The 19,510-nt window shown below is 71.8% G+C and carries 22 protein-coding genes; 9 read left to right on the forward strand and 13 right to left on the reverse strand.

Annotated features, from left to right (window positions below):
* Positions 1-7: 7 nt before the first annotated feature.
* Genes mreD through MOJ79_RS00910 form a run of 3 tightly spaced genes read right to left on the reverse strand, consistent with a single transcriptional unit; the run spans position 8 to position 2,579 of the window.
* The gene (gene mreD / locus MOJ79_RS00900) at positions 8-529 is read right to left on the reverse strand and encodes a rod shape-determining protein MreD (protein ID WP_241922448.1); all 522 of its coding nucleotides are present in this window, start codon (positions 527-529) and stop codon (positions 8-10) included.
* A gap of 55 nt (positions 530-584) precedes the next feature.
* Positions 585-1,502 (reverse strand): rod shape-determining protein MreC, encoded by a 918-nt coding sequence (mreC, locus tag MOJ79_RS00905; RefSeq protein WP_241922449.1) that lies wholly within the window; start codon positions 1,500-1,502, stop codon positions 585-587.
* Positions 1,503-1,535: 33 nt separating this feature from the next.
* Complete coding sequence (locus tag MOJ79_RS00910) at positions 1,536-2,579, reverse strand: rod shape-determining protein (protein WP_119290859.1); 1,044 nt, start codon at positions 2,577-2,579, stop codon at positions 1,536-1,538.
* A gap of 331 nt (positions 2,580-2,910) precedes the next feature.
* On the opposite strand from MOJ79_RS00910, the gene gatC reads away from it, so the two are divergent.
* The 3 genes from gatC to gatB are packed head-to-tail and all read left to right on the forward strand — an operon-like array spanning position 2,911 to position 6,151.
* The gene (gene gatC, locus MOJ79_RS00915; protein WP_241922450.1) at positions 2,911-3,210 is read left to right on the forward strand and encodes an Asp-tRNA(Asn)/Glu-tRNA(Gln) amidotransferase subunit GatC; all 300 of its coding nucleotides are present in this window, start codon (positions 2,911-2,913) and stop codon (positions 3,208-3,210) included.
* Positions 3,207-4,703: an Asp-tRNA(Asn)/Glu-tRNA(Gln) amidotransferase subunit GatA gene (gatA, locus tag MOJ79_RS00920; protein WP_241922451.1), complete on the forward strand. Its 1,497-nt coding sequence runs from the start codon at positions 3,207-3,209 to the stop codon at positions 4,701-4,703. Before gatC ends, gatA begins: the two co-directional genes overlap by 4 nt.
* Positions 4,700-6,151 carry an Asp-tRNA(Asn)/Glu-tRNA(Gln) amidotransferase subunit GatB gene (gene gatB / locus MOJ79_RS00925; RefSeq protein WP_241922452.1) on the forward strand — a complete coding sequence of 484 codons (1,452 nt, stop codon included), beginning with the start codon at positions 4,700-4,702 and terminating at the stop codon, positions 6,149-6,151. The genes gatA and gatB overlap by 4 nt, the downstream gene beginning before the upstream one ends.
* Before the next feature lie 15 nt (positions 6,152-6,166).
* On the opposite strand, the gene MOJ79_RS00930 is transcribed toward gatB, so the two are convergent.
* Together MOJ79_RS00930 and pyrE are read right to left on the reverse strand one after the other, a co-directional pair.
* Positions 6,167-6,886: a hypothetical protein gene (locus MOJ79_RS00930; RefSeq protein ID WP_241922453.1), complete on the reverse strand. Its 720-nt coding sequence runs from the start codon at positions 6,884-6,886 to the stop codon at positions 6,167-6,169.
* Between the two features lies 1 nt (position 6,887).
* Positions 6,888-7,631 (reverse strand): orotate phosphoribosyltransferase, encoded by a 744-nt coding sequence (pyrE, locus tag MOJ79_RS00935; RefSeq protein ID WP_241922454.1) that lies wholly within the window; start codon positions 7,629-7,631, stop codon positions 6,888-6,890.
* Here pyrE and MOJ79_RS00940 point away from each other — a divergent pair.
* Both MOJ79_RS00940 and MOJ79_RS00945 read left to right on the forward strand, forming a co-directional pair.
* Positions 7,576-8,364 (forward strand): exodeoxyribonuclease III, encoded by a 789-nt coding sequence (locus tag MOJ79_RS00940; RefSeq protein ID WP_241922455.1) that lies wholly within the window; start codon positions 7,576-7,578, stop codon positions 8,362-8,364. The genes pyrE and MOJ79_RS00940 overlap by 56 nt on opposite strands.
* 104 nt (positions 8,365-8,468) lie before the next feature.
* Positions 8,469-8,804 carry a hypothetical protein gene (locus MOJ79_RS00945; RefSeq protein WP_241922456.1) on the forward strand — a complete coding sequence of 112 codons (336 nt, stop codon included), beginning with the start codon at positions 8,469-8,471 and terminating at the stop codon, positions 8,802-8,804.
* A 22-nt stretch (positions 8,805-8,826) separates the two neighbouring features.
* On the opposite strand, the gene mnmA is transcribed toward MOJ79_RS00945, so the two are convergent.
* Genes mnmA through MOJ79_RS00960 form a run of 3 tightly spaced genes read right to left on the reverse strand, consistent with a single transcriptional unit; the run spans position 8,827 to position 10,782 of the window.
* Positions 8,827-9,948: a tRNA 2-thiouridine(34) synthase MnmA gene (mnmA, locus tag MOJ79_RS00950; protein WP_241922457.1), complete on the reverse strand. Its 1,122-nt coding sequence runs from the start codon at positions 9,946-9,948 to the stop codon at positions 8,827-8,829.
* Between the two features lie 41 nt (positions 9,949-9,989).
* Complete coding sequence (locus MOJ79_RS00955; protein ID WP_241922458.1) at positions 9,990-10,229, reverse strand: CDGSH iron-sulfur domain-containing protein; 240 nt, start codon at positions 10,227-10,229, stop codon at positions 9,990-9,992.
* Between the two features lie 58 nt (positions 10,230-10,287).
* Complete coding sequence (locus MOJ79_RS00960; protein ID WP_119290876.1) at positions 10,288-10,782, reverse strand: NUDIX hydrolase; 495 nt, start codon at positions 10,780-10,782, stop codon at positions 10,288-10,290.
* Positions 10,783-10,939: 157 nt separating this feature from the next.
* Between MOJ79_RS00960 and MOJ79_RS00965 the strand changes: the two genes are divergently transcribed.
* The 3 genes from MOJ79_RS00965 to MOJ79_RS00975 are packed head-to-tail and all read left to right on the forward strand — an operon-like array spanning position 10,940 to position 13,826.
* A complete protein-coding gene (locus MOJ79_RS00965) occupies positions 10,940-12,070 on the forward strand; it encodes a Re/Si-specific NAD(P)(+) transhydrogenase subunit alpha (RefSeq protein ID WP_119290879.1) in 1,131 nt (376 codons plus the stop codon).
* A gap of 2 nt (positions 12,071-12,072) precedes the next feature.
* Complete coding sequence (locus MOJ79_RS00970) at positions 12,073-12,393, forward strand: NAD(P) transhydrogenase subunit alpha (RefSeq protein ID WP_119290881.1); 321 nt, start codon at positions 12,073-12,075, stop codon at positions 12,391-12,393.
* On the forward strand, positions 12,390-13,826 hold the full coding sequence (locus tag MOJ79_RS00975; RefSeq protein WP_241922459.1) for an NAD(P)(+) transhydrogenase (Re/Si-specific) subunit beta: 1,437 nt from the start codon (positions 12,390-12,392) through the stop codon (positions 13,824-13,826). The genes MOJ79_RS00970 and MOJ79_RS00975 overlap by 4 nt, the downstream gene beginning before the upstream one ends.
* Positions 13,827-13,892: 66 nt before the next feature.
* Here the strand turns inward: MOJ79_RS00975 and MOJ79_RS00980 are convergent, their stop codons facing one another.
* Positions 13,893-15,260, reverse strand: a complete 1,368-nt coding sequence (locus MOJ79_RS00980; protein ID WP_241922460.1) for an NAD(P)H-dependent oxidoreductase — start codon at positions 15,258-15,260, stop codon at positions 13,893-13,895.
* A gap of 351 nt (positions 15,261-15,611) precedes the next feature.
* Here MOJ79_RS00980 and MOJ79_RS00985 point away from each other — a divergent pair, with 351 nt between their 5' ends.
* Positions 15,612-16,301, forward strand: coding sequence for a hypothetical protein (locus MOJ79_RS00985; RefSeq protein WP_241922461.1), 690 nt, complete (start codon positions 15,612-15,614; stop codon positions 16,299-16,301).
* A 111-nt stretch (positions 16,302-16,412) separates the two neighbouring features.
* Here MOJ79_RS00985 and MOJ79_RS00990 read toward each other — a convergent pair whose 3' ends face one another.
* The 4 genes from MOJ79_RS00990 to MOJ79_RS01005 form a co-directional block, all read right to left on the reverse strand.
* Positions 16,413-16,826 carry a hypothetical protein gene (locus MOJ79_RS00990; RefSeq protein ID WP_241922462.1) on the reverse strand — a complete coding sequence of 138 codons (414 nt, stop codon included), beginning with the start codon at positions 16,824-16,826 and terminating at the stop codon, positions 16,413-16,415.
* Positions 16,827-16,849: 23 nt separating this feature from the next.
* Positions 16,850-17,815, reverse strand: a complete 966-nt coding sequence (locus tag MOJ79_RS00995) for a tripartite tricarboxylate transporter substrate binding protein BugD (RefSeq protein ID WP_241922463.1) — start codon at positions 17,813-17,815, stop codon at positions 16,850-16,852.
* Between the two features lie 134 nt (positions 17,816-17,949).
* Positions 17,950-19,215 carry a phenylacetate--CoA ligase family protein gene (locus tag MOJ79_RS01000; protein ID WP_241922464.1) on the reverse strand — a complete coding sequence of 422 codons (1,266 nt, stop codon included), beginning with the start codon at positions 19,213-19,215 and terminating at the stop codon, positions 17,950-17,952.
* Positions 19,208-19,504 (reverse strand): hypothetical protein, encoded by a 297-nt coding sequence (locus MOJ79_RS01005; protein WP_241922465.1) that lies wholly within the window; start codon positions 19,502-19,504, stop codon positions 19,208-19,210. The genes MOJ79_RS01000 and MOJ79_RS01005 overlap by 8 nt, the downstream gene beginning before the upstream one ends.
* Between the last annotated feature and the right edge of the window lie 6 nt (positions 19,505-19,510).

The raw sequence follows: 19,510 nt of genomic DNA on the forward strand, positions 1-19,510 counted from the left end.
GACACGGTCACAACGGGCGATTCTCGTCCGGATCGGGCGGACGGCGCTGCGGCGCGAGCAGCACCCAGGTCGCCAGCGGCCACAACAGCGCCTGGATCACCGGCGCGGCGAACAGGCTCCAGCCCGGGAACGGCGCACCGCCGGCCATGCGCACCAGCAGCGACACCGCCGTCGCCGCGACGAACAGCGGGATCAGCTGCAGGCTCTGCGACCACAGGCCGAACCACAGCAGCCGGCGGTGGATCGTGATCGCGAAGTACGACAGCAGCGTATAGGCCAGCGCGTGCTGGCCGAGCAGCGCGCCCTCGTGCACGTCCATCGCCAGCCCGAGCGCGAAGGCCACCCCGATGCCCACGCGCCGCGGCTGGTGCACGTTCCAGAACACCAGCGCCAGCGCGAGCAGGTCGGGCATCGCCGCGACACGACCGACCGGCACCAGGTTCAGCGCCAGCGCGACGGCCAGCGACAGCGCGATGAACCACGGGTTGACCGGCAGCAGCAGCGCGTCGCCGGTGCGCGGCATGATCATGGCGCCGCCTCCGGCGGGGGCGCCCGGCGGGCGATGCGGCGCGCGTCATGGTGGCTCATGGTCGCTGCTCCCGCGGCGGCGCCTCGTCGCGCTCGGTCGTCGGCGGCCGCGGCGGCATCTGCGCCGTCAGCGGTTCGAGCACCAGCACGTGGCGCACCGTGTCGGGCACCGCGGCCGGCCGCAGCAGCACGCGGGCGAAGCCGCCGTCGGCCTGGCGCTCGACACGGGTCACGTGCGCCACCGGCAGGCCATGGGGGTAGACGCCGTCGACGCCCGAGGTCAGCAGCGCGTCGCCCTCGGCGACGTCGGCGTTGCCGGGCAGGAAGCGCAGTTCCATCGCGGTGCCGCGCAGCGCGCCGCCGTAGGCCAGGCTGCGCTGCCCGGTGCGCGCGTTGAGCACGGGAATCGCGGCGTCCTTGTCGACGAGCAGCGTCACCTCGCTCGACAGCGGGTACACGCGCGTGACCTGTCCGACGACGCCCTGTGGCGCGACCACCGGCGCGCCGGCGACGACGCCGTGCGTCGCGCCGCGGTCGACGAACAGTTTGCGCGAGAACGGGTCGGCTGCCTCGTACAGCACCTCGGCGGCGATCGAGCGCGTCGCCAGCGCCGGGCGCAGCCCGAGCAGGTCGCGCAACGCCGCGTTCTCGGCCTCGAGGCGGTCGGCGCGCGCGAGCCGCACCGCCTGCGCGGCGAGCTGTTCCTGCGCGTGGCGCTCGGCCGCCAGCGCGCGGGTCAGCCCGCGCAGGTACTCGCTGCCGCCGACGGCCATCTCCACCGGCACGCGCAGCGCGACCTGCACCGGGTGCAGCACGGTGGCGATCGCTGCGCGCGCGTGGCGCACGATCTCGAAGCGCGTGTCGGCGACCATCAGGAACACCGCCAGCGACGAGAAGAACACGAGTCGTGTCAGGGCCGAGGGGCCCTGGCGGAAGAACGGCGGGGGGGTGCGGTCGAGCGTGCCCAGCGGCATGGTGCGCGGCGCCCCGGCGCCCTTGGCCCGGTGTTACTCGTAGGTGAAGATCGAGCCGAGGCGCTCCATGCGCTCGAGCGCCATGCCGCAGCCGCGCACGACGCAGGTCAGCGGGTCCTCGGCCACCAGCACCGGCAGCCCGGTCTCCTCGGCGAGCAGCCGGTCGAGGTCGCGCAGCAGCGCGCCGCCGCCGGTGAGCATCATGCCGCGCTCGGCGATGTCGGCGCCGAGTTCGGGCGGCGTCTGCTCGAGCGCGTTCTTGACCGCCGAGACAATCTGGTTGAGCGGGTCCGTCAGCGCCTCGAGGATCTCGTTGGAGCTGATCGTGAAGCTGCGCGGCACGCCCTCGCTGAGGTTGCGCCCCTTGACCTCCATCTCCTTGACCTCGGAGCCGGGGAACGCGCTGCCGATCTGCTTCTTGATCGCCTCGGCGGTGGGCTCGCCGATCAGCATGCCGTAGTTGCGGCGGATGTAGTTGATGATCGCCTCGTCGAACTTGTCGCCGCCGACGCGCACACTGCCCTTGTAGACCATGCCGCCGAGCGAGATCACGCCGACCTCGGTGGTGCCGCCGCCGATGTCGACGACCATCGAGCCCGACGCCTCCGACACCGGCAGCCCGGCGCCGATCGCCGCGGCCATCGGCTCCTCGATCAGGTAGACCTCGCTCGCGCCGGCACCGAGCGCCGACTCGCGGATCGCGCGGCGTTCGACCTGCGTCGAGCCGCAGGGCACGCAGATGATGATCCTCGGGCTCGGCTTCATCATCGAGCGCGGGTGCACCATCTTGATGAACTGCTTGAGCATCTGCTCGGTGACGGTGAAGTCGGCGATGACGCCGTCCTTCATCGGGCGGATCGCCTCGATGTTGCCGGGCACCTTGCCGAGCATCGCCTTGGCCTCGTGGCCGACGGCCTGGATCGTCTTCTTGCCGCTCGGGCCGCCTTCGTGGCGGATCGCGACGACGGAGGGCTCGTCGAGCACGATGCCCTTGCCGCGCACGTAGATCAGCGTGTTGGCGGTGCCGAGGTCGATGGCGAGGTCCGTCGAGAAGTAGCGACGAAAGGATTCGAACATGTCAGCTTGGCGGTGCGTCGCCTCGGAGGCACTCGGCGGGCCACGGGGTCCGCGGCGATCGGGCGGGCGGCATCGCGGTGCGGTGGAGGGACGGTGCGTGAACGGTCCGCGGCGTCGGCGTGGGCACAGCGGCAGCGGGTACGAAAAAACCCGCCGGGCGAGGCCCCGCTGGAGATCGACGCGGACCCGGCCGGTGGGTTCTGACTGCGCACGATAATACCCGATCGTTCTCGATCGCAGACCGGCCGGCGCCGCCCGAGAAGGGCTGCGATCCACCCCCTGATGCCCACCGACGGACGGCGCGAACGCCGTTTCGCGACCCGAAGCACCGATGGCCCTGACCCCTGAAGACGTGAGCCGCATCGCGCACCTCGCGCGGCTCGAACTGCGCGGCGACGAGCCCGCGGCGATGCTGGCCCAGCTCAACGGCTTCTTCTCGATCGTCGAGCGCATGAGCGCGGTCGACACCTCGGGCGTCGAGCCGCTGTACACGCCGCTGTCGGCGGTCGCGGCGGTCGAGCTGCGGCTGCGCGACGACGTCGTCACCGAAGGCGACGAGCGCGAGGCCAACCAGCGCAGCGCGCCGGCGGTCGAGGACGGGCTGTACCTCGTGCCGAAGGTGATCGAATGAGCGGCGACGCGCACCGCCTCGGCGTGGCCGAGATCGACCGCGCGCTCGCGCGCGGCGAGTTCTCGAGCGCCGAACTGACGCAACATTTGCTGACGCGCGTTGCCGCGCACGAACAACTCGGCGCCTTCCTCGCCGTCGACGCCGACGCCGCGCTCGCCGCTGCGCGCGACGCCGACGCGCGCCGCGCCCGCGGCGACGCGACGCCGCTGACCGGCGTGCCGATCGCGCACAAGGACATCTTCGTCACGCGCGGCCTGCCGACGACGGCCGGATCGAAGATGCTCGCCGGCTACCGCAGCCCGTTCGACGCCACCGTCGTCGCGCGCCTCGCGGCGGCCGGCGCGGTCACGCTGGGCAAGCTCAACTGCGACGAGTTCGCGATGGGGTCGGCCAACGAGAACTCGGCCTACGGCCCGGTGCGCAACCCGTGGGACCCGGCGCGCGTGCCCGGCGGCTCGTCGGGCGGCTCGGCCGCGGCGGTGGCCGCGCGGCTGCTGCCCGCAGCCACCGGCACCGACACCGGCGGCTCGATCCGCCAGCCGGCGAGCTTCTGCGGCGTCACCGGCATCAAGCCGACCTACGGCGTGTGCTCGCGCTACGGGATGATCGCGTTCGCCTCCAGCCTCGACCAGGCGGGCCCGTTGGCGCGCAGCGCCGAGGACTGCGCGCTGCTGCTGTCGGCGATGAGCGGCTTCGACGAGCGCGACAGCACGAGCGCGCAGCGCCCGCCGCAGGACTACCACGCACAGATGCTCGCGCCGCGCGACGGCGCGACGCCCGCCAAGCCGCTCGCCGGCCTGCGCATCGGACTGCCGCGCGAGTTCTTCCCCGCGGCGCTCGCGGCCGACGTCGCCACGGCCGTGCGCGCCGCGCTCGCCGAGTTCGAGAAGCTCGGCGCGACGCTCGTCGACGTCAGCCTGCCGCGCACCGAGCTGTCGATCCCCGTCTACTACATCATCGCGCCGGCCGAGGCGAGCTCGAACCTGTCGCGCTTCGACGGCGTGCGCTACGGCCACCGCGCCGCGCGCTACGACGACCTGCTCGACATGTACAAGAAGACGCGCGCCGAGGGGTTCGGGCCCGAGGTCAAGCGCCGCATCATGATCGGCACCTACGTGCTCAGCCACGGCTACTACGACGCGTACTACCTGCAGGCGCAGAAGCTGCGCCGCATGATCGCCGACGACTTCCGCCAGTGCTTCGCGCAGTGCGACGTGATCGCCGGGCCGGTGGCGCCCACGGTGGCGTGGAAGCTCGGCGAAGGCAGCGACGACCCCGTCAAGGCGTATCTGGCCGACATCTTCACGCTGCCGGCGAGCTTGGCCGGGCTGCCCGGCATGAGCGTGCCGGCCGGCTTCGGCGCGGGCGGCATGCCGGTGGGGCTGCAGCTGATCGGCAACCACTTCGCCGAGGGCACGCTGCTGCACGCGGCGCACGCGTTCCAGCAGGCGACCGACTTCCACACCCGCGAACCGCAGGGGGTGGCCGCATGACCGCGCCGGCACTGATCCGCGGCTACGAGGTCGTCATCGGCCTCGAGACGCACGCCCAGCTGTCGACGGCGAGCAAGATCTTCAGCGGCGCGTCGACCCGTTTCGGCGCGCCGCCGAACACGCAGGCCTGCGCGGTCGACCTCGCATTGCCCGGCACGCTGCCGGTGCTCAACCGCGGCGCCGTCGAGCGCGCGATCCGCTTCGGGCTCGCGGTGGGCGCGAAGGTCGCGCCGCTGTCGATCTTCGCGCGCAAGAACTATTTCTACCCCGACCTGCCGAAGGGCTACCAGATCAGCCAGTACGAGATCCCGGTCGTGCAGGGCGGGCAGGTCGAGTTCGTGCTGAACGGCCAGACCCGCCGCGTGCGGCTGACGCGCGCGCACCTCGAGGAAGACGCCGGCAAGAGCCTGCACGAGGACTTCCACGGCCTCACCGGCATCGACCTCAACCGCGCCGGCACGCCGCTGCTCGAGATCGTCTCCGAGCCCGACATGCGCTCGAGCGCCGAGGCCGCCGAGTATGCGCGCGCGCTGCACGCGCTGGTGGTGTGGCTCGACATCTGCGACGGCAACATGCAGGAGGGGAGCTTCCGCTGCGATGCCAACGTCAGCGTGCGCAAGCCGGGCCAGCCGTTCGGCACGCGGCGCGAGATCAAGAACCTCAACAGTTTCCGCTTCCTGCAGCAGGCGATCGACTTCGAGGTGCAGTGGCAGATCGACCGCCTCGAAGACGGCCTGCCGATCGAGCAGGCCACCGTGCTGTTCGACCCCGCCACCGGCGAGACGCGCGCGATGCGCACCAAGGAAGAGGCGCACGACTACCGCTACTTCCCCGACCCCGACCTGCCGCCGCTCGTGATCGCGCCCGAGTGGATCGAACGCGTGCGCGCCGGCATGCCCGAGCTGCCGATGGCGATGGCCGAGCGCTTCCGCCGTGACGACGGGCTCGCCGCCGACGCGGCGGCGCTGATGACGCAAAGCCTCGCGTTCGCGCGCTACTACGAGGCCGCGCGCGACGCCTGCGGCCAGCCGAAGCTGGTCGCGAACTGGCTGATGGGCGAGGTCAGCAAGCGGCTCAATGCCGAGGGCCGCACGATCGACGCGAGCCCGGTGGCGCCGGCGACGCTGGCGGCACTGATCCGGCGCGTCGTCGACGGCACGGTGTCGAACAACGCCGCGCGGCAGGTGTTCGACGCGCTGTGGGCCGGCGAAGGCGCCGACGTCGACGCGCTGATCGACGCCAAGGGGCTTCGCCAGATGAGCGACGCCGGCGCGCTCGAGGCGATCGTCGAGCAGGTGGTCGCCGCCAACGCGAAGTCGGTCGAGGAGTTCCGCGCCGGCAAGGAGAAGGCCTTCAACGCCCTCGTCGGCCAGGTCATGAAGGCGACGCAGGGCAAGGCCAACCCGGCGCAGGTCAACGAACTGCTGCGCCGCCGCCTCGGCGGCTGAGCGCGCGGCCGCGGCTCAGCGCGGCGCGCCGGTCGGAGTACCGGCGGCCACCGGCACCGTGGTCGAGCGCATCGGCCCCAGCGAGCCGGGCTGGGCGCCGGCCCACAGCTTGCGCAGCCGCTCTAGCTCGACGTCGTAGACGCCGTTGATGCGGTCGATCTCGGCGCGGTGCGTCGCGATGGCGTTGCGCTGCGCCTGCTGCGCGGCTTCGTTGGCCTCGATCTTGTGGCGCAGCGTCGCGGGCAGTTCGCGGCCGACGTAGAACTCGGTTTCGGCCACCAGCGGCTCGCGCTCGCGCTGCAGCTCCTGCAGCCGCTGCTCGCTTGAGCGCAGCGCCAGCCGCACGGCGTCGAGCGCGGCTTCGCGCGCGCGCTGGTGCGCGGCCTCGTCGGGGTAGCGCTGCTTGAGGTTGCGGTCGCGGCGCACCGCGTCCAGCTGCGCCTGCCGCTGCGCGGCCAGGCGGCGCTCCTCGGCTTCCTTGATGACGAGCTCTTCGGCCGTCAGCGTCGGCGGCACGATCTGCCGCAGCGAGCCGTCGCGGTTGAGCACGCGCTGTTCCACGCTGCGGCACGCGGGAATCGGGCGATCCGAGGTCAGGCGCTGACCGTCGGGGGTCGTGCAGGTGTAGATCGCGCCGGGCGTCTGCGCGTGCGCGACGCCCGCCAGCCAGGCGGCGAGCAGCCACGCGATGCCGCGGCCGCTGCCGCGCACGGCGGGGGTCGGGGCGGGGCTCACGTCAGACTCCATAGCGCTCGCGGTACGCCGACACCGCCGCGGCGTGCGCTGCCAGTGCCGCGTCCCGGGTCGTCGACAGATACTGGAGCAGGTCGCCTAGCGTCGCAATCGCCGTCACGCCCAGTTTCAGCTCCGACGTGACGTATTGCGTGGCCGAATGCGGCAGCTCGCCGCCGTCGGCGGCGGTGGCGCGCTCCTGGCGGTCGAGCGCGATCGCGACGCCACACGGCGTGGCGCCGGCGGCCTCGATCAACGCGATCGACTCGCGCACCGAGGTGCCGGCCGAGATCACGTCGTCGATGATCAGCACGCGCCCGCGCACCGGTGCGCCGACCAGGCTGCCGCCCTCGCCGTGGTCTTTCGCCTCCTTGCGGTTGTAGGCGAAGGGCTTGTTGTGACCGAGCCGCGCGAGCTCGATCGCCACCGCGGCGGCCAGCGCGATGCCCTTGTAGGCCGGACCGAACAGCAGGTCGAACTGCAACCCGCTATCGATCAGGCGACGTGCATAGAATTGCGCGAGACGGCCCAGCTTGGCGCCGTCGTCGAACAGGCCGGCGTTGAAGAAGTACGGCGACAGCCGCCCGGCCTTGGTCCTGAACTCCCCGAAGCGCAACACCCCGGCCTCGACCGCGAACTTCACGAAGTCCTGGGCGAGCGGGTCGGCGGGGGTGGGCGCTGCGGAGATCACGGTGGCTTTTCGGCTCGTCACGCTCAACCTGAACGGCATCCGTTCGGCGGCGAGCAAAGGATTCCTCGACTGGGCCGCGCAGGCGGCCGCGGATTGTATCGGCGTGCAGGAGGTCAAGGCCCAGGCTGCCGATGTGAGCGGCCGCTTCGACCGCATCGGCGATCTTCAGGGTCATTTCCATTTCGCGCAGAAGAAGGGCTACTCCGGCGTCGGGCTGTACACGCGCCAGGTGCCCAGCGCCGTCGTGACCGGCTTCGGCAGCGACGAGTTCGACGCCGAGGGCCGCTACGTCGAGGCGCGGTTCGACACCCACCGGCGCAAGTTCAGCGTCGTCAGCTGCTACTTTCCGAGCGGCTCGAGCGGCCCCGAGCGGCAGGAGGCCAAGTACCGCTTCCTCGCGCAGATCGGCCCGCACCTGCGTCGGCTGGCCGCCGAGCGCGAGTTCGTGCTGGTCGGCGACGTCAACATCGCGCACAAGGAAATCGACCTGAAGAACTGGCGCAGCAACCAGAAGAACAGCGGTTTCCTGCCCGAAGAGCGCGCGTGGCTGACCTCGCTGCTCGAGGGCGACGCGCTCGTCGACGTGTTCCGGCGCCTGAACCCGCTGCCCGAGCAGTACACGTGGTGGAGCAACCGCGGGCAGGCGTGGGCGAAGAACGTCGGCTGGCGGCTGGACTACCACCTCGCGACGCCGGGCATCGCGGCGCGGGCGCGGCGCGAGCAGATCTACCTCGACCAGCGCTTCTCGGACCACGCGCCGGTGACGATCGATTACGACTTCGATCTGTGAGGGGTTGGCATGGCCATGTACTAAATGCGACTCATTCGCATATAGTTGGTGTGCCGGCGCCGCTTGGCGGGGCCGGTGGCGCCAACCCCGCGAAGGAGATCCGCATGGCCCGACACCGTCCGACCCTCACCCCGCCCGACTGCGGCAGCACCGACGGCAGCGACGACGCGTGCGCGGCGTCGCCGGTCGGCCCGCTCGAGCCGATCCTCGGTGGCACGCTCGCGCTGCTGACGTTCTACGCCCGCACGCCGCACCTCGCCGCGGCCGACAAGATCGCGCGCAATCTGGCGCTGATCGCGCGCCACCCGCAGGCCGGCGAGCCGCTGCAGACGGTGTGCACGCGCCTGTTCGTCGACTGGCTGGGCCCGACCGCCACCCACGACGAGCCCGCCGAGCGCCAGTGGCGCACCGTGCACCCGCGACCCGACGCCATGCAGTGACGCGCGGCGCGGCGACGTCGCCTCAGCGCGCGTCGCCGGCGCGCTCGATCACGCCGCCGCCGAGACACACGTCGCCGTCGTAGAGCACCGCGCTTTGCCCCGGCGTGACCGCCCACTGCGCCGCGTCGAAGCGCAGCGTGAAGGCGCTGGCGCCGCCGGGCGTGAACGCGCAGGCGGCGTCGGCTTGCCGGTACCGCGTCTTCGCCGCGTAGCGGCCGGGCGCCGGCGGTACGCCGGCGACCCAGCTCGCGTCGGTGGCCTCGAGCGCCGTCGACAGCAGCCACGGGTGGTCGTGTCCCTGCACGACGACGAGCCGGTTGCGCTCGAGGTCCTTGCGCGCGACGAACCACGGCGCATGCGCACCGCCGCCGCGTGGCGCGCCGCGCTCCTTGACGCCGCCGATGCCCAGCCCCTGCCGCTGGCCGAGCGTGTAGAAGCTCAGGCCGACGTGGCGGCCGAGCGTGCGTCCGCGGTCGTCGACGATGTCACCCGGCGCGTGACTGAGGTAGCGGTTCAGGAACTCGCGAAACGGCCGCTCGCCGATGAAGCAGATGCCGGTCGAGTCCTTCTTCGCCGCGTTGGGCAGCCCGATCTCGGCGGCGATGCGGCGCACCTCGACCTTGGTCAGCCCGCCGAGCGGGAACAGCGTCCTGGCCAGCTGCGCCTGCGTGAGCCGGTGCAGGAAGTAGCTCTGGTCCTTCGCCGGGTCGACGCCCTTGAGCAGTTCGAAGCGCCCGCCCGCTTCGCGCACGCGCGCGTAGTGGCCGGTGGCGATCTTCTCGGCGCCCAGGCGCAGTGCGTGATCGAGAAACGCCTTGAACTTGATCTCGGCGTTACACAGCACGTCGGGGTTCGGCGTGCGACCGGCCGCGTACTCGCGCAGGAACTCGGCGAACACGCGGTCCTTGTACTCGGCGGCGAAGTTGACGTGCTCGACGTCGATGCCGATCACGTCGGCCACCGACGCGGCGTCGAGCCAGTCCTGGCGCGACGAGCAGTACTCGCTGTCGTCGTCGTCTTCCCAGTTCTTCATGAACAGGCCGACGACGTCGTAGCCCTGCTGCTTGAGCAGCCATGCGGCGACGGCCGAATCGACGCCGCCGCTGAGGCCGACGACGACGCGCTGCGTGCGGGGGGACGACATCGCGGCCGATTATCGGCGGCCGTCGCGCGCCGCCTGCGCGGTCAGAGCGTGCGGTGCGTGCCGTCGCACAGCGGCTTGCCGGCGCTGGCCTTGCAGCCGCAGAAGTACACCGTCTTCGATTCGGCGGCGCGGTACTTGACCGGTGTGAACGGCCCGCCCTGGTGCGAGCCGTCGCAAAACGGCTGCTTCTTGCTCAGCCCGCAGGCGCACCACCAGTAGTCCCTGCCGGCCTCGACGGCGACCGGGTACGGCGCCTTCTGCGCGCAGTGGGGTTGGGTCATCGCAGTCCTCTTTCGGCGAGAGCCCGATGATGCCCGCGCGCGGGCTGCGATGCGCCCCTCAGGTCTTGGCCGGCGGGCGGTAGATCGAGTCGTCGGCGACGATCGCGTCGAGCGGCAGGCGCCGGCCCGCGAGGTGGTCTTCCATGCAGCGCAGTACCAGCGGGCTGCGGTGGCGCGCCGCGCTCGCGCGCACCTCGTCGGGCGTCAGCCACAGCGTGCGCACGATGCCGTGGTCGAGCGCACGGCCCGGCGCGGGCTCGCCGACGTCGCCGCAGAACGCGAGCCTCAGGTATGTCACGTCCTCGCCGGTCGCGGGACGCACGAACCGCGACAGGTACACGCCGAGCAGCGCGCGCGGCGTGAAGGCGCGCGCCGTCTCTTCGAGCACCTCGCGAACGACGCCCTCGAGCGGCGATTCGGCCGGGTCGAGGTGGCCGGCGGGATTGTTCAGCCGCAGCCCCTCGGGCGTCTCCTCCTCGACGAGCAGGTAGCGGCCGCCGTGCTCGACGACGGCCGCGACGGTGACGCTCGGGGTCCAGCGCGGGGCAGCCATGCCGCGATGGTAGCGGGCCGCCTGGTAGCGGGCCGCCCAGCACGCGCCGGCGGCGTCGGCCAGCAGATAAACTCGCCGCCCGCGGGCGCGAACACCGAGGTGCCATGGAATCCGGCGCCCGCCATCGCAAGCGCCCGCAGCGGGTGAGGAGGCCTCCATGTTGATCGGCGTGCCGCTGGAGACGGCAGCGGGGGAGACCCGTGTGTCCGTCACGGCCGAGACGGCCAAGAAATTGAAGGCGCAGGGCCACACGGTGCGCGTGCAGTCGGGCGCCGGCGTCGCTGCCAGCGTCACCGACGCCGCGTATGTGGCCGCGGGCGCCGAGATCGTCGACCGCGCCGGCGCGTTCGGCTGCGAGCTCGTGCTCAAGGTGCGCGGCCCCGACGCCGACGAGCTGAGCCTGATGAAGCCCGGCACGGTGCTCGTGGGCATGCTCAACCCGTTCGACCGCGACGGGCTGGCCCGGCTCGCGGCCGCCGGCCTCACGAGCTTCGCGCTCGAGGCGGCGCCGCGCACGACGCGCGCGCAGAGCATGGACGTGCTGTCGAGCCAGGCCAACATCGCCGGCTACAAGGCGGTGATGATCGCCGCCAATGCCTACCAGCGCCTGTTCCCGATGCTGATGACCGCCGCCGGCACGATCAAGGCCGCGCGCGTCGTGATCCTCGGCGTCGGCGTCGCCGGGCTGCAGGCGATCGCCACCGCCAAGCGGCTGGGCGCCGTGATCGAGGCGAGCGACGTGCGCCCGAGCGTGAAGGAGCAGGTCGAGTCGCTGGGCGCCAAGTTCATCGACGTGCCGTACGAGACCGCCGAGGAGCGCGAGGCCGCCGAGGGCGTCGGCGGCTACGCGCGGCCGATGCCGCAGAGCTGGCTCGACCGCCAGAAAGTCGAAGTCGCCAAGCGCGTCGCGCAGGCCGACGTCGTGATCTCGACCGCGCTGATCCCCGGCCGCCCCGCGCCGGTGCTGATCACGGAAGACATGGTCAAGTCGATGAAGCCGGGCTCGGTGATCGTCGACATGGCCGCCGGCAAGGGCCCCGCGGGTACCGACGGCAACTGCCCGCTGACCGAGGCCGGCAAGACGGTCGTCAAGCACGGCGTGACGATCGTCGGCGAGACCAACCTGCCTGCGCTCGTGGCCGCCGACGCATCGGCGCTGTACGCGCGCAACGTGCTCGACTTCCTGAAGCTCGTGCTGTCGAAGGACGGCACGTTCCAGATCCCCGCCGACGACGACATCGTCGCCGCCTGCCTGATGACGCAGGGCGGCCAGGTCAAGAGGAGCTGAGCATGGACGCCGTCTCGCCGATCATCCTGAACCTGATCATCTTCGTGCTCGCGATCTACGTCGGCTACCACGTCGTGTGGAACGTGACGCCGGCGCTGCACACGCCGCTGATGGCCGTCACCAACGCGATCAGCGCGATCGTCATCGTCGGCGCGATGCTCGCCGCCGCGCTGACCGAGGGCGGGCTGGGCAAGACGATGGGCGTGCTCGCGGTCGCGCTGGCCGCCGTCAACGTGTTCGGCGGCTTCCTCGTCACGCGGCGCATGCTCGAGATGTTCAAAAAGAAAGAGAAGAAGGCCCCGGCCGCGGGAGACAAGGCATGAGCCTGAACGTCGTCACGCTGCTGTACCTCGTCGCGAGCGTCTGCTTCATCCAGGCGCTCAAGGGCCTGAGCCACCCGACGACGTCGATCCGCGGCAACGTCTTCGGCATGACCGGGATGGCGATCGCCATCCTGACCACTGCGGCGCTGATCGTGAAGCTCGCCGGCCAGATGGGCCAGGGCTCGGCGCAGGGCATGGTGTGGGTGCTCGCGGGCCTGCTCGTGGGCGGCACCGCCGGTGCGGTCATGGCCAAGCGCGTCGAGATGACGAAGATGCCCGAGCTCGTGGCCTTCATGCACAGCATGGTCGGCCTGGCGGCGGTGTTCATCGCGGTCGCGGCGGTGGCCGAGCCGTGGGCCTTCGGCATCGCCGGGCACGGCCAGCCGATTCCGGTGGGCAACAAGATCGAGCTGTTCCTCGGCGCGGCGATCGGCGCGATCACGTTCAGCGGCTCGGTGATCGCGTTCGGCAAGCTCAGCGGCAAGTACAAGTTCCGCCTGTTCCAGGGCGCGCCGGTGGTCTTCAACGGCCAGCACCTGCTCAACCTCGTGCTCGGCATCGCCACCATCGCGCTCGGCATCGTGTTCGCGCTGACCGAGAACTGGGCCGCGTTCTTCGCGATGCTGGCGCTGAGCTTCGTGCTCGGCGTGCTGATCATCATCCCGATCGGCGGCGCCGACATGCCGGTCGTCGTCTCGATGCTCAACAGCTACTCGGGCTGGGCCGCCGCGGGCATCGGCTTCAGCCTGAACAACAGCATGCTGATCATCGCCGGCTCGCTGGTGGGCAGCTCGGGTGCGATCCTGAGCTACATCATGTGCAAGGCGATGAACCGCTCGTTCTTCAACGTCATCCTCGGCGGCTTCGGCGGCGAGGCGGGCCAGGCGGCGGGCGGCGCGCAGCCGCAGCGCACCGTCAAGAGCGGCAGCCCCGACGACGCGGCATTCATCCTCAGCAACGCCGAGACGGTGATCATCGTGCCGGGCTACGGCCTGGCGGTCGCGCGCGCGCAGCACGCGGTCAAGGAACTGGCCGAGAAGCTCACGCACAAGGGCATCAGCGTCAAGTACGCGATCCACCCGGTGGCCGGGCGCATGCCGGGGCACATGAACGTGCTGCTCGCCGAGGCCGAGGTGCCTTACGACCAGGTGTTCGAGATGGAGGACATCAACGCCGAGTTCGGTCAGACCGACGTTGCGATCATCCTTGGAGCCAACGACGTCGTGAACCCGGCCGCGCTGCAAAAGGGCAGCCCGATCTACGGCATGCCGATCCTCGAGGCCTACAAGGCCAAGACCGTGATCGTCAACAAGCGCTCGATGGCTGCCGGCTACGCCGGCCTCGACAACGAGCTGTTCTACATGGACAAGACGATGATGGTCTTCGGCGACGCGAAGAAGGTCGTCGAGGACATGGTCAAGGCGATCGAGTAGTGCGGCTGCCGCGCGCTGCACGACGAAGGGCCGGCGCTGCCGGCCCTTTTCGTTGCCACGGCGGCGTCAGTGGCGCGCCGCAGGCGCCGCGGCGAACGCGGCTTCCATCTCGCGCCGCACGCGGTACGCGCGCGTCGCCGTGTCGATCGCGACGTCGCTCCAGCTCAGCATCTGGCCCTGGGCCACGGGCCGCACGACCTTGACCTGGTGCGCGAGCCCGAGCGGCAGGCCGCCCTCGCCGCGGTAGGCCAGCGACGCCGCCGCCGGCTGCAGCTTGCCCCACACGGTGTAGCCGCCCTCGCCGTCGAGCATCTCGCCGGGCGCGAGGTCGCGCTTCGCGGTGGCCACGACGTCGGCGTTCCAGCAGGTCGCCACGCCGGTGGCCTCGCCGCGCAGCGCGACGCTGGCGACGCTGTAGCCGACCTCAAGCCCGATCAGGTGCCAGCGCTTGTACAGCGTGAAGTAGCGCCCGCTCGGGTCGGTGTGCGCGTTGTACTCCTCGAAGCAGTGGCGGATGTAGTCGGTCTCGCCCTCGACAGTGACCCACACGCCCATGCGGATGTCGTACGGGATCGCGCGGCCGTCGGCCTCGAGCGAGCTGATGACCTCGACCATGCCCTTCTTCTCGAGGTGCCCGCCCTCGCTCTGCGGCCGCGTGACGAACGGGATGTCGGCAATGCTCGCCGGCGGGTACGTGAGGCCGGTCGACGGCACCTCGAGGCCGGTCGCGTTGGCCACCGCGGCGCTCTCGATCGACGGCTTGCTGCCGTCGAGGAAGCTGTTGAACATCTTCGGGTTCAGCCCGCCGCGCGCGGCCTGCTCGGGCGTCAGCCCGTAGTAGCCCCACACCGTCTCGGGTGTCGACTGCGCGAAGTGCGGCAGCCACTTGTGGCCGCGCCCGGCGGCCACGACCGGGAAGCCGCAGGTGCGCGCCCAGTCGACGAGGTCGCAGATCAACGCCGGCTGGTCGCCGAACGCGAGCGTGTAGACGACGCCGGCGCGCGCGGCCTCGCGCGCGAGCCACGGCCCGCAGAACGCGTCGGCCTCGACGGTGACGTTGACGACGTGCTTGCCGTGCGCGAACGCCTCGAGGCAGTGGTCGACCGCGTGCACCGGCGAGCCGGTGCACTCGACGACGACGTCGATCGCCGGGTGGGCGACGAGCGCCTTCCAGTCGTCGCCGACGTGCGTCGTGCCGTCCTTCAGCGCAGCGTCGATCGACGTCGCACGTACCCGCTCGGGCGGCCAGCCCACGCGCGCGAGGTTGCGGCACGCGGCTTCGGGTGACAGGTCGGCGATCGCCGCGACGTGCATGCCGGGCGTGCGCGGCACCTGCGCGAGGTACATCGAGCCGAACTTGCCGGCGCCGATCAGCCCGACGCGGATCGGGCGGCCTTCGGCCTGGCGTTGCAGGAGCTGGCGGTGCAGGGACATGGCGGCGTTCGAAGTGCTGCGGGAGCGAGCAGCCTACGCCGGCCGGGTCGCGGTGCACGCACGGGTTTGCCCGCGTCGCGGGCATGGGCGGGCGGGTTGGCGCACCGTCTGCCCGTGCCAAGGGTGTGCGCCCATCGCCGCGCGATCGTGTCTGCGCCAGCATGTCGCCCATGCGCCGCCGCGCACGTCAGGAGCCGGTCGCGTCGCTGCATGCAGCCTGCTGCCCGCAGCGGCCGGCACCGGTTCCGGCGTGCGCGGTGCGGTGATCGGCCCCCGGCGGAAGCATCGTGTTGCATCGGCCCCCGAGTCCGGAGGTAACCTCGTCCTTTGTCCGCAAGGAGAGCGACGGCGATGCTGGGGGAGTTCAAGCCGGTCGAGTTCGACCGTTACGGCCGGCGCCGCCGGCGGGGCCTGCCGCGCTGGCTGGTGCTGCTGCTGCTCGGTCTGGCCGTCGGCGTCGCCGGCGTGATCTACGTGCAGGAGCAGCTGCTGCCGCCGCGGCTGTCGTACGACGCGTCAACGCGGCTGCGCCAAGCCTACGAGCAGGCCGACGCCGAACGCCAGCGGCTGGCCGCCGAACTGGCCGAGGCGCATGGCCGGCTCGACGCGCTGCAGGCCGAGCGCAAAACGCTGGCCGACCAGCTGGCTGCGAGTCGCCAGAGCGTCGAGCAGCTGCGCGCCGACGTCGCGGCGCTGGTCGCGGCGCTGCCGCCCGACCCGCGCGGCGGCGCGGTGGCGGTGCGCGCTGGGCGCTTTCGTGCCGGCAGCGGCACGCTGGCCTACGAGGTGCTGCTGACGCGCGACGCGGCGGGCGGCCGCGCGCTGGCCGGACAGATGCAGCTCGTCGTGGCCGGGCGCAACGACCGCGGTGTCGAGACGTCGGTGACGTTGCCGCCCGTGGCGGTGTCGATCGGCACGCACCACAGCGTCAGCGGCGAGGCGGCGCTGCCGGCGGGCTTCGCACCGCAGCAGGTCACGGTGCGCATCACCGACGCGCCGGGCGGCTCGCTGCTCGGCTCGCGCGTGCTGTACGTGCGCTGAGAAGCCAAGAACGAATCGTCTGCGGCCTGGCGAGCGCATCGTGGCGCGCGTGTGCGGGCCATGTCGGCGCGACGCACCCGATGGCCGCCCGTTTGCGCTGTGTGCGGCACTTCAGACCGGCCGCAGCCACGCGCGCACGGCGAGCCCCGCGCGGGCGCCGAGCGCGACCGCGGCGGCGTTGGCGTGCGAGATCACGCCGTCGTCCCAGGTCGAGTGCGCGTCACCGATGCGCGCGCTGTCGTGCCGCACGGCGCAGGCCGGCACCCCTTCGCGCTGCAGCGCGTCGAGCCCGGCGATGCCGGCTGCGTCGCGGCCGACGCCGGCGTCGTTGAACACGGCGAGCGCGACGCGGGCCTCGAGCGCGAAGCGCGCGGCGCTCGCGCCGCCGTGCGAGCCGCTGACGACGGCGCAGCCCGCACCGCGGCCGATGGCCTCGGTGATGCTGTCGACGACGAGCAGCGGCCAGCGCCGGCCGGCCACCGCAACGAAAAGGCCGCCCTCTCGGGCGGCCTCGGGGTCGTGCATCGTGCGGACGCCGACGGTCGCCGTCAGTCGGCGTACTGGCCGGCGGCCTTGATCGCCGCACCCCACTTGTCGATCTCGGCGGCGACGAACTGCTTGTGGCCGGCCGGCGTGAGCCGCTCGTCGGTGACGATGACCGCGCCGAGCGCTTCCTGACGCTTGACGAAGTCGGGGTCCTTCAGCGCCTCGCGCAGCGCGGCGTTGAGCTTGTCGGTGACGGCCTTCGGCGTGCCCTTGGGCGCGTACAGGCCGTGCCAGATCGAGACGTTGAAGCCCTTGAGGCCCACCTCGTCGAGCGTCGGGAGGTTCTTCAGCACCGGCGTCGTCAGGCGCTGCTTCGTCGTCACCGCGTAGGCCTTGACCTTGCCGCCTTCGATCTGCGCAGTCGTGTTCGTCGTCTGGTCGCACATGATGTCGACCTGGCCGCCGATGAGGTCGGTCATCGCCGGCGCGGTGCCCTTGTACGGCACGGTCGTCATGTCGATCTTCATCGCCTGCTGGAACAGCAGCCCGCACAGGTGCGACGCGGCGCCGAGGCCGGCGTTGGCGAGGTTGATCTTGCCCTTGTTGTCGTTGAGCCACTTCTGCAGCTCGGCGAAGTTGCTGGCCGGCAGCGTCGGGCGGCCGATCAGCGTCATCGGCACGTCGTTGACCAGGCCGAGGTACTCGAAGTCGTCGAGCGTCTTGTACGGCAGGTTGCGGTACAGCGTGGCCGAGGTCGCCATGCCGATGTGGTACAGCAGCAGCGTGTAGCCGTCGGGGGCGGCCTTGGCGACCTTGTTGGCGCCCAGCGTGCCGCCGGCGCCGCCGACGTTCTCGACGACGATCGTCGCATTGCCCAGCGGCTTGCGCAGCGCTTCGGCGAGGTCGCGCGCGACCTTGTCGGTCGGCCCGCCGGCGGCGAACGGCACGACGATCGTGATCTGCTTGTCGGGGTAGGCGAATGCGGCGCCCGTGGCCAGCGCCAGCGCGGCGATCAGCATCTTCTTCATGGAAGGGACTCCTCGGTCGATGACGGCCCGACGATGCTAGCGGGGCCAGGCCCGCTTCCGCGTCGCGGGAACTACGTAGTGACGCGCCGCGGGCGGCGTCGCGGCAAGCCGGGCCGCGGTGCTGGGCGCTGGCGTCAGTCGTACTTGCGCGCGTCCTCGATGACCTTGCCGTCGTTGGGCAGCGTGCCCGGCGCGACGAGCGCAACCTCGCCGCGCAGCTTCGTGACGTCGCGGATCGTGGCCGCGACGGCCTGCGCGAGCCCCTCGGCGGCGGCGGCGACCTCGGCCTGGAGCGTCATGCGGTCGTTGGCCATCTCACCTTCGATGACGAGCCGCGCGCGGCCGATCTCGGGGTGGCGGCGCACGATCTCGGCGACCTGGCTCGGGTGGACGAACATGCCGCGCACCTTCGCGGTCTGGTCGGCGCGGCCCATCCAGCCGCGGATGCGGCGGTTCGTGCGGCCGGTCGGGCAGGTGCCAGGCAGGATCGCCGACAGGTCGCCGGTGCCGAAGCGCACCAGCGGGTAGTCGGGGTTGAGCACGGTGACGACGACTTCGCCGACCTCGCCGTCGGGCACCGGCTCGCCGGTGCCGGGGCGCACGATCTCGACGATCACGCCCTCGTCGAGCACCAGGCCCTCGCGCGCGGCGGTCTCGTAGGCGATCAGCCCGACGTCGGCGGTGCCGTAGCTCTGGTACGCCTCGATGCCGCGTGCGCGCAGCGCGTCGCGCAGCGCCGGCGGGAACGCCTCGCCGCCGACGGAGGCCTTGGTCAGCGACGGCAGCCGGATGCCGAGTTCGTCGGCCTTCTCGAGCGCGATGCGCAGGAAGCTCGGCGTGCCGGCATACGCCTGCGGCTTCAGCTCGGCCATCGCCTGCAGCTGCAGCTCGGTGTTGCCGACGCCGCCGGCAAAGACGGTGCAGCCGATCGCGTGCGCGCCGGTCTCCATCATCGAACCGGCGGGCGTCAGGTGGTAGCTGAAGCTGTTGTGCACGAGGTCGCCGGCGCGCAATCCCGCGGCGAACAGCGCCCGGCCGAAGCGCCAGTAGTCGCGCGCATCGCCCTCGGGCTCGTAGATCGGCCCTGGCGACTGGAACACGCGCCGCGCGGTGCGCGCGTGGCCGAGCGCCGTCCAGCCGATCGCCGAGAAGCCGCCGAACGGATCGCCGCCGGCTTCGCGCGCCGCCTTCTGGCGGGCGAGCAGCTCGCTCTTCCGCGTGACCGGCAGCGCGGCCAGCGCCGCGCGCGACGTGACGGCACGCGCGTCGACGCCGCGCAGGATCTCGCCGAGCGCGGGCGTGGCCTGCGCGCGTTCGATCTGCGCGGGCAGCGCCGCCATCAGCGCCGCTTCGCGCGCGGCGGGGTCGCGCGTCTCGAGCGCGTCGTAGAACTCAGTCATCGCGGTCGCTCCAGGCGGCGAGGTTCTTCTTCACGTGGGCCACGAAGTCGCGCACGTCGGCGCCGGACTTCAGCGTCTTCGTCTGCCACTCGGGGCTCAGGCGCGAGGGCTTCTTGACCACCGCCGCGGCGATCGCACCGCCGTCGACCGCCGCCTTCGCGATCGCGATGCCGCGCCGCTCGAAGCGCCCTTCGCGTTCGGCGAGTCCGAGTTCGCGCAGGCTGCGCTTCAGGCCGGCGAGCGCGTCGTCGGGCTTGAACGGTGGCAGAGCGAAGTCGAACTCCTCCATGGCGTG

It is taken from the genome of Calidifontimicrobium sp. SYSU G02091 (genome assembly GCF_022631395.1).
Classification (GTDB): domain Bacteria; phylum Pseudomonadota; class Gammaproteobacteria; order Burkholderiales; family Burkholderiaceae_C; genus Calidifontimicrobium; species Calidifontimicrobium sediminis.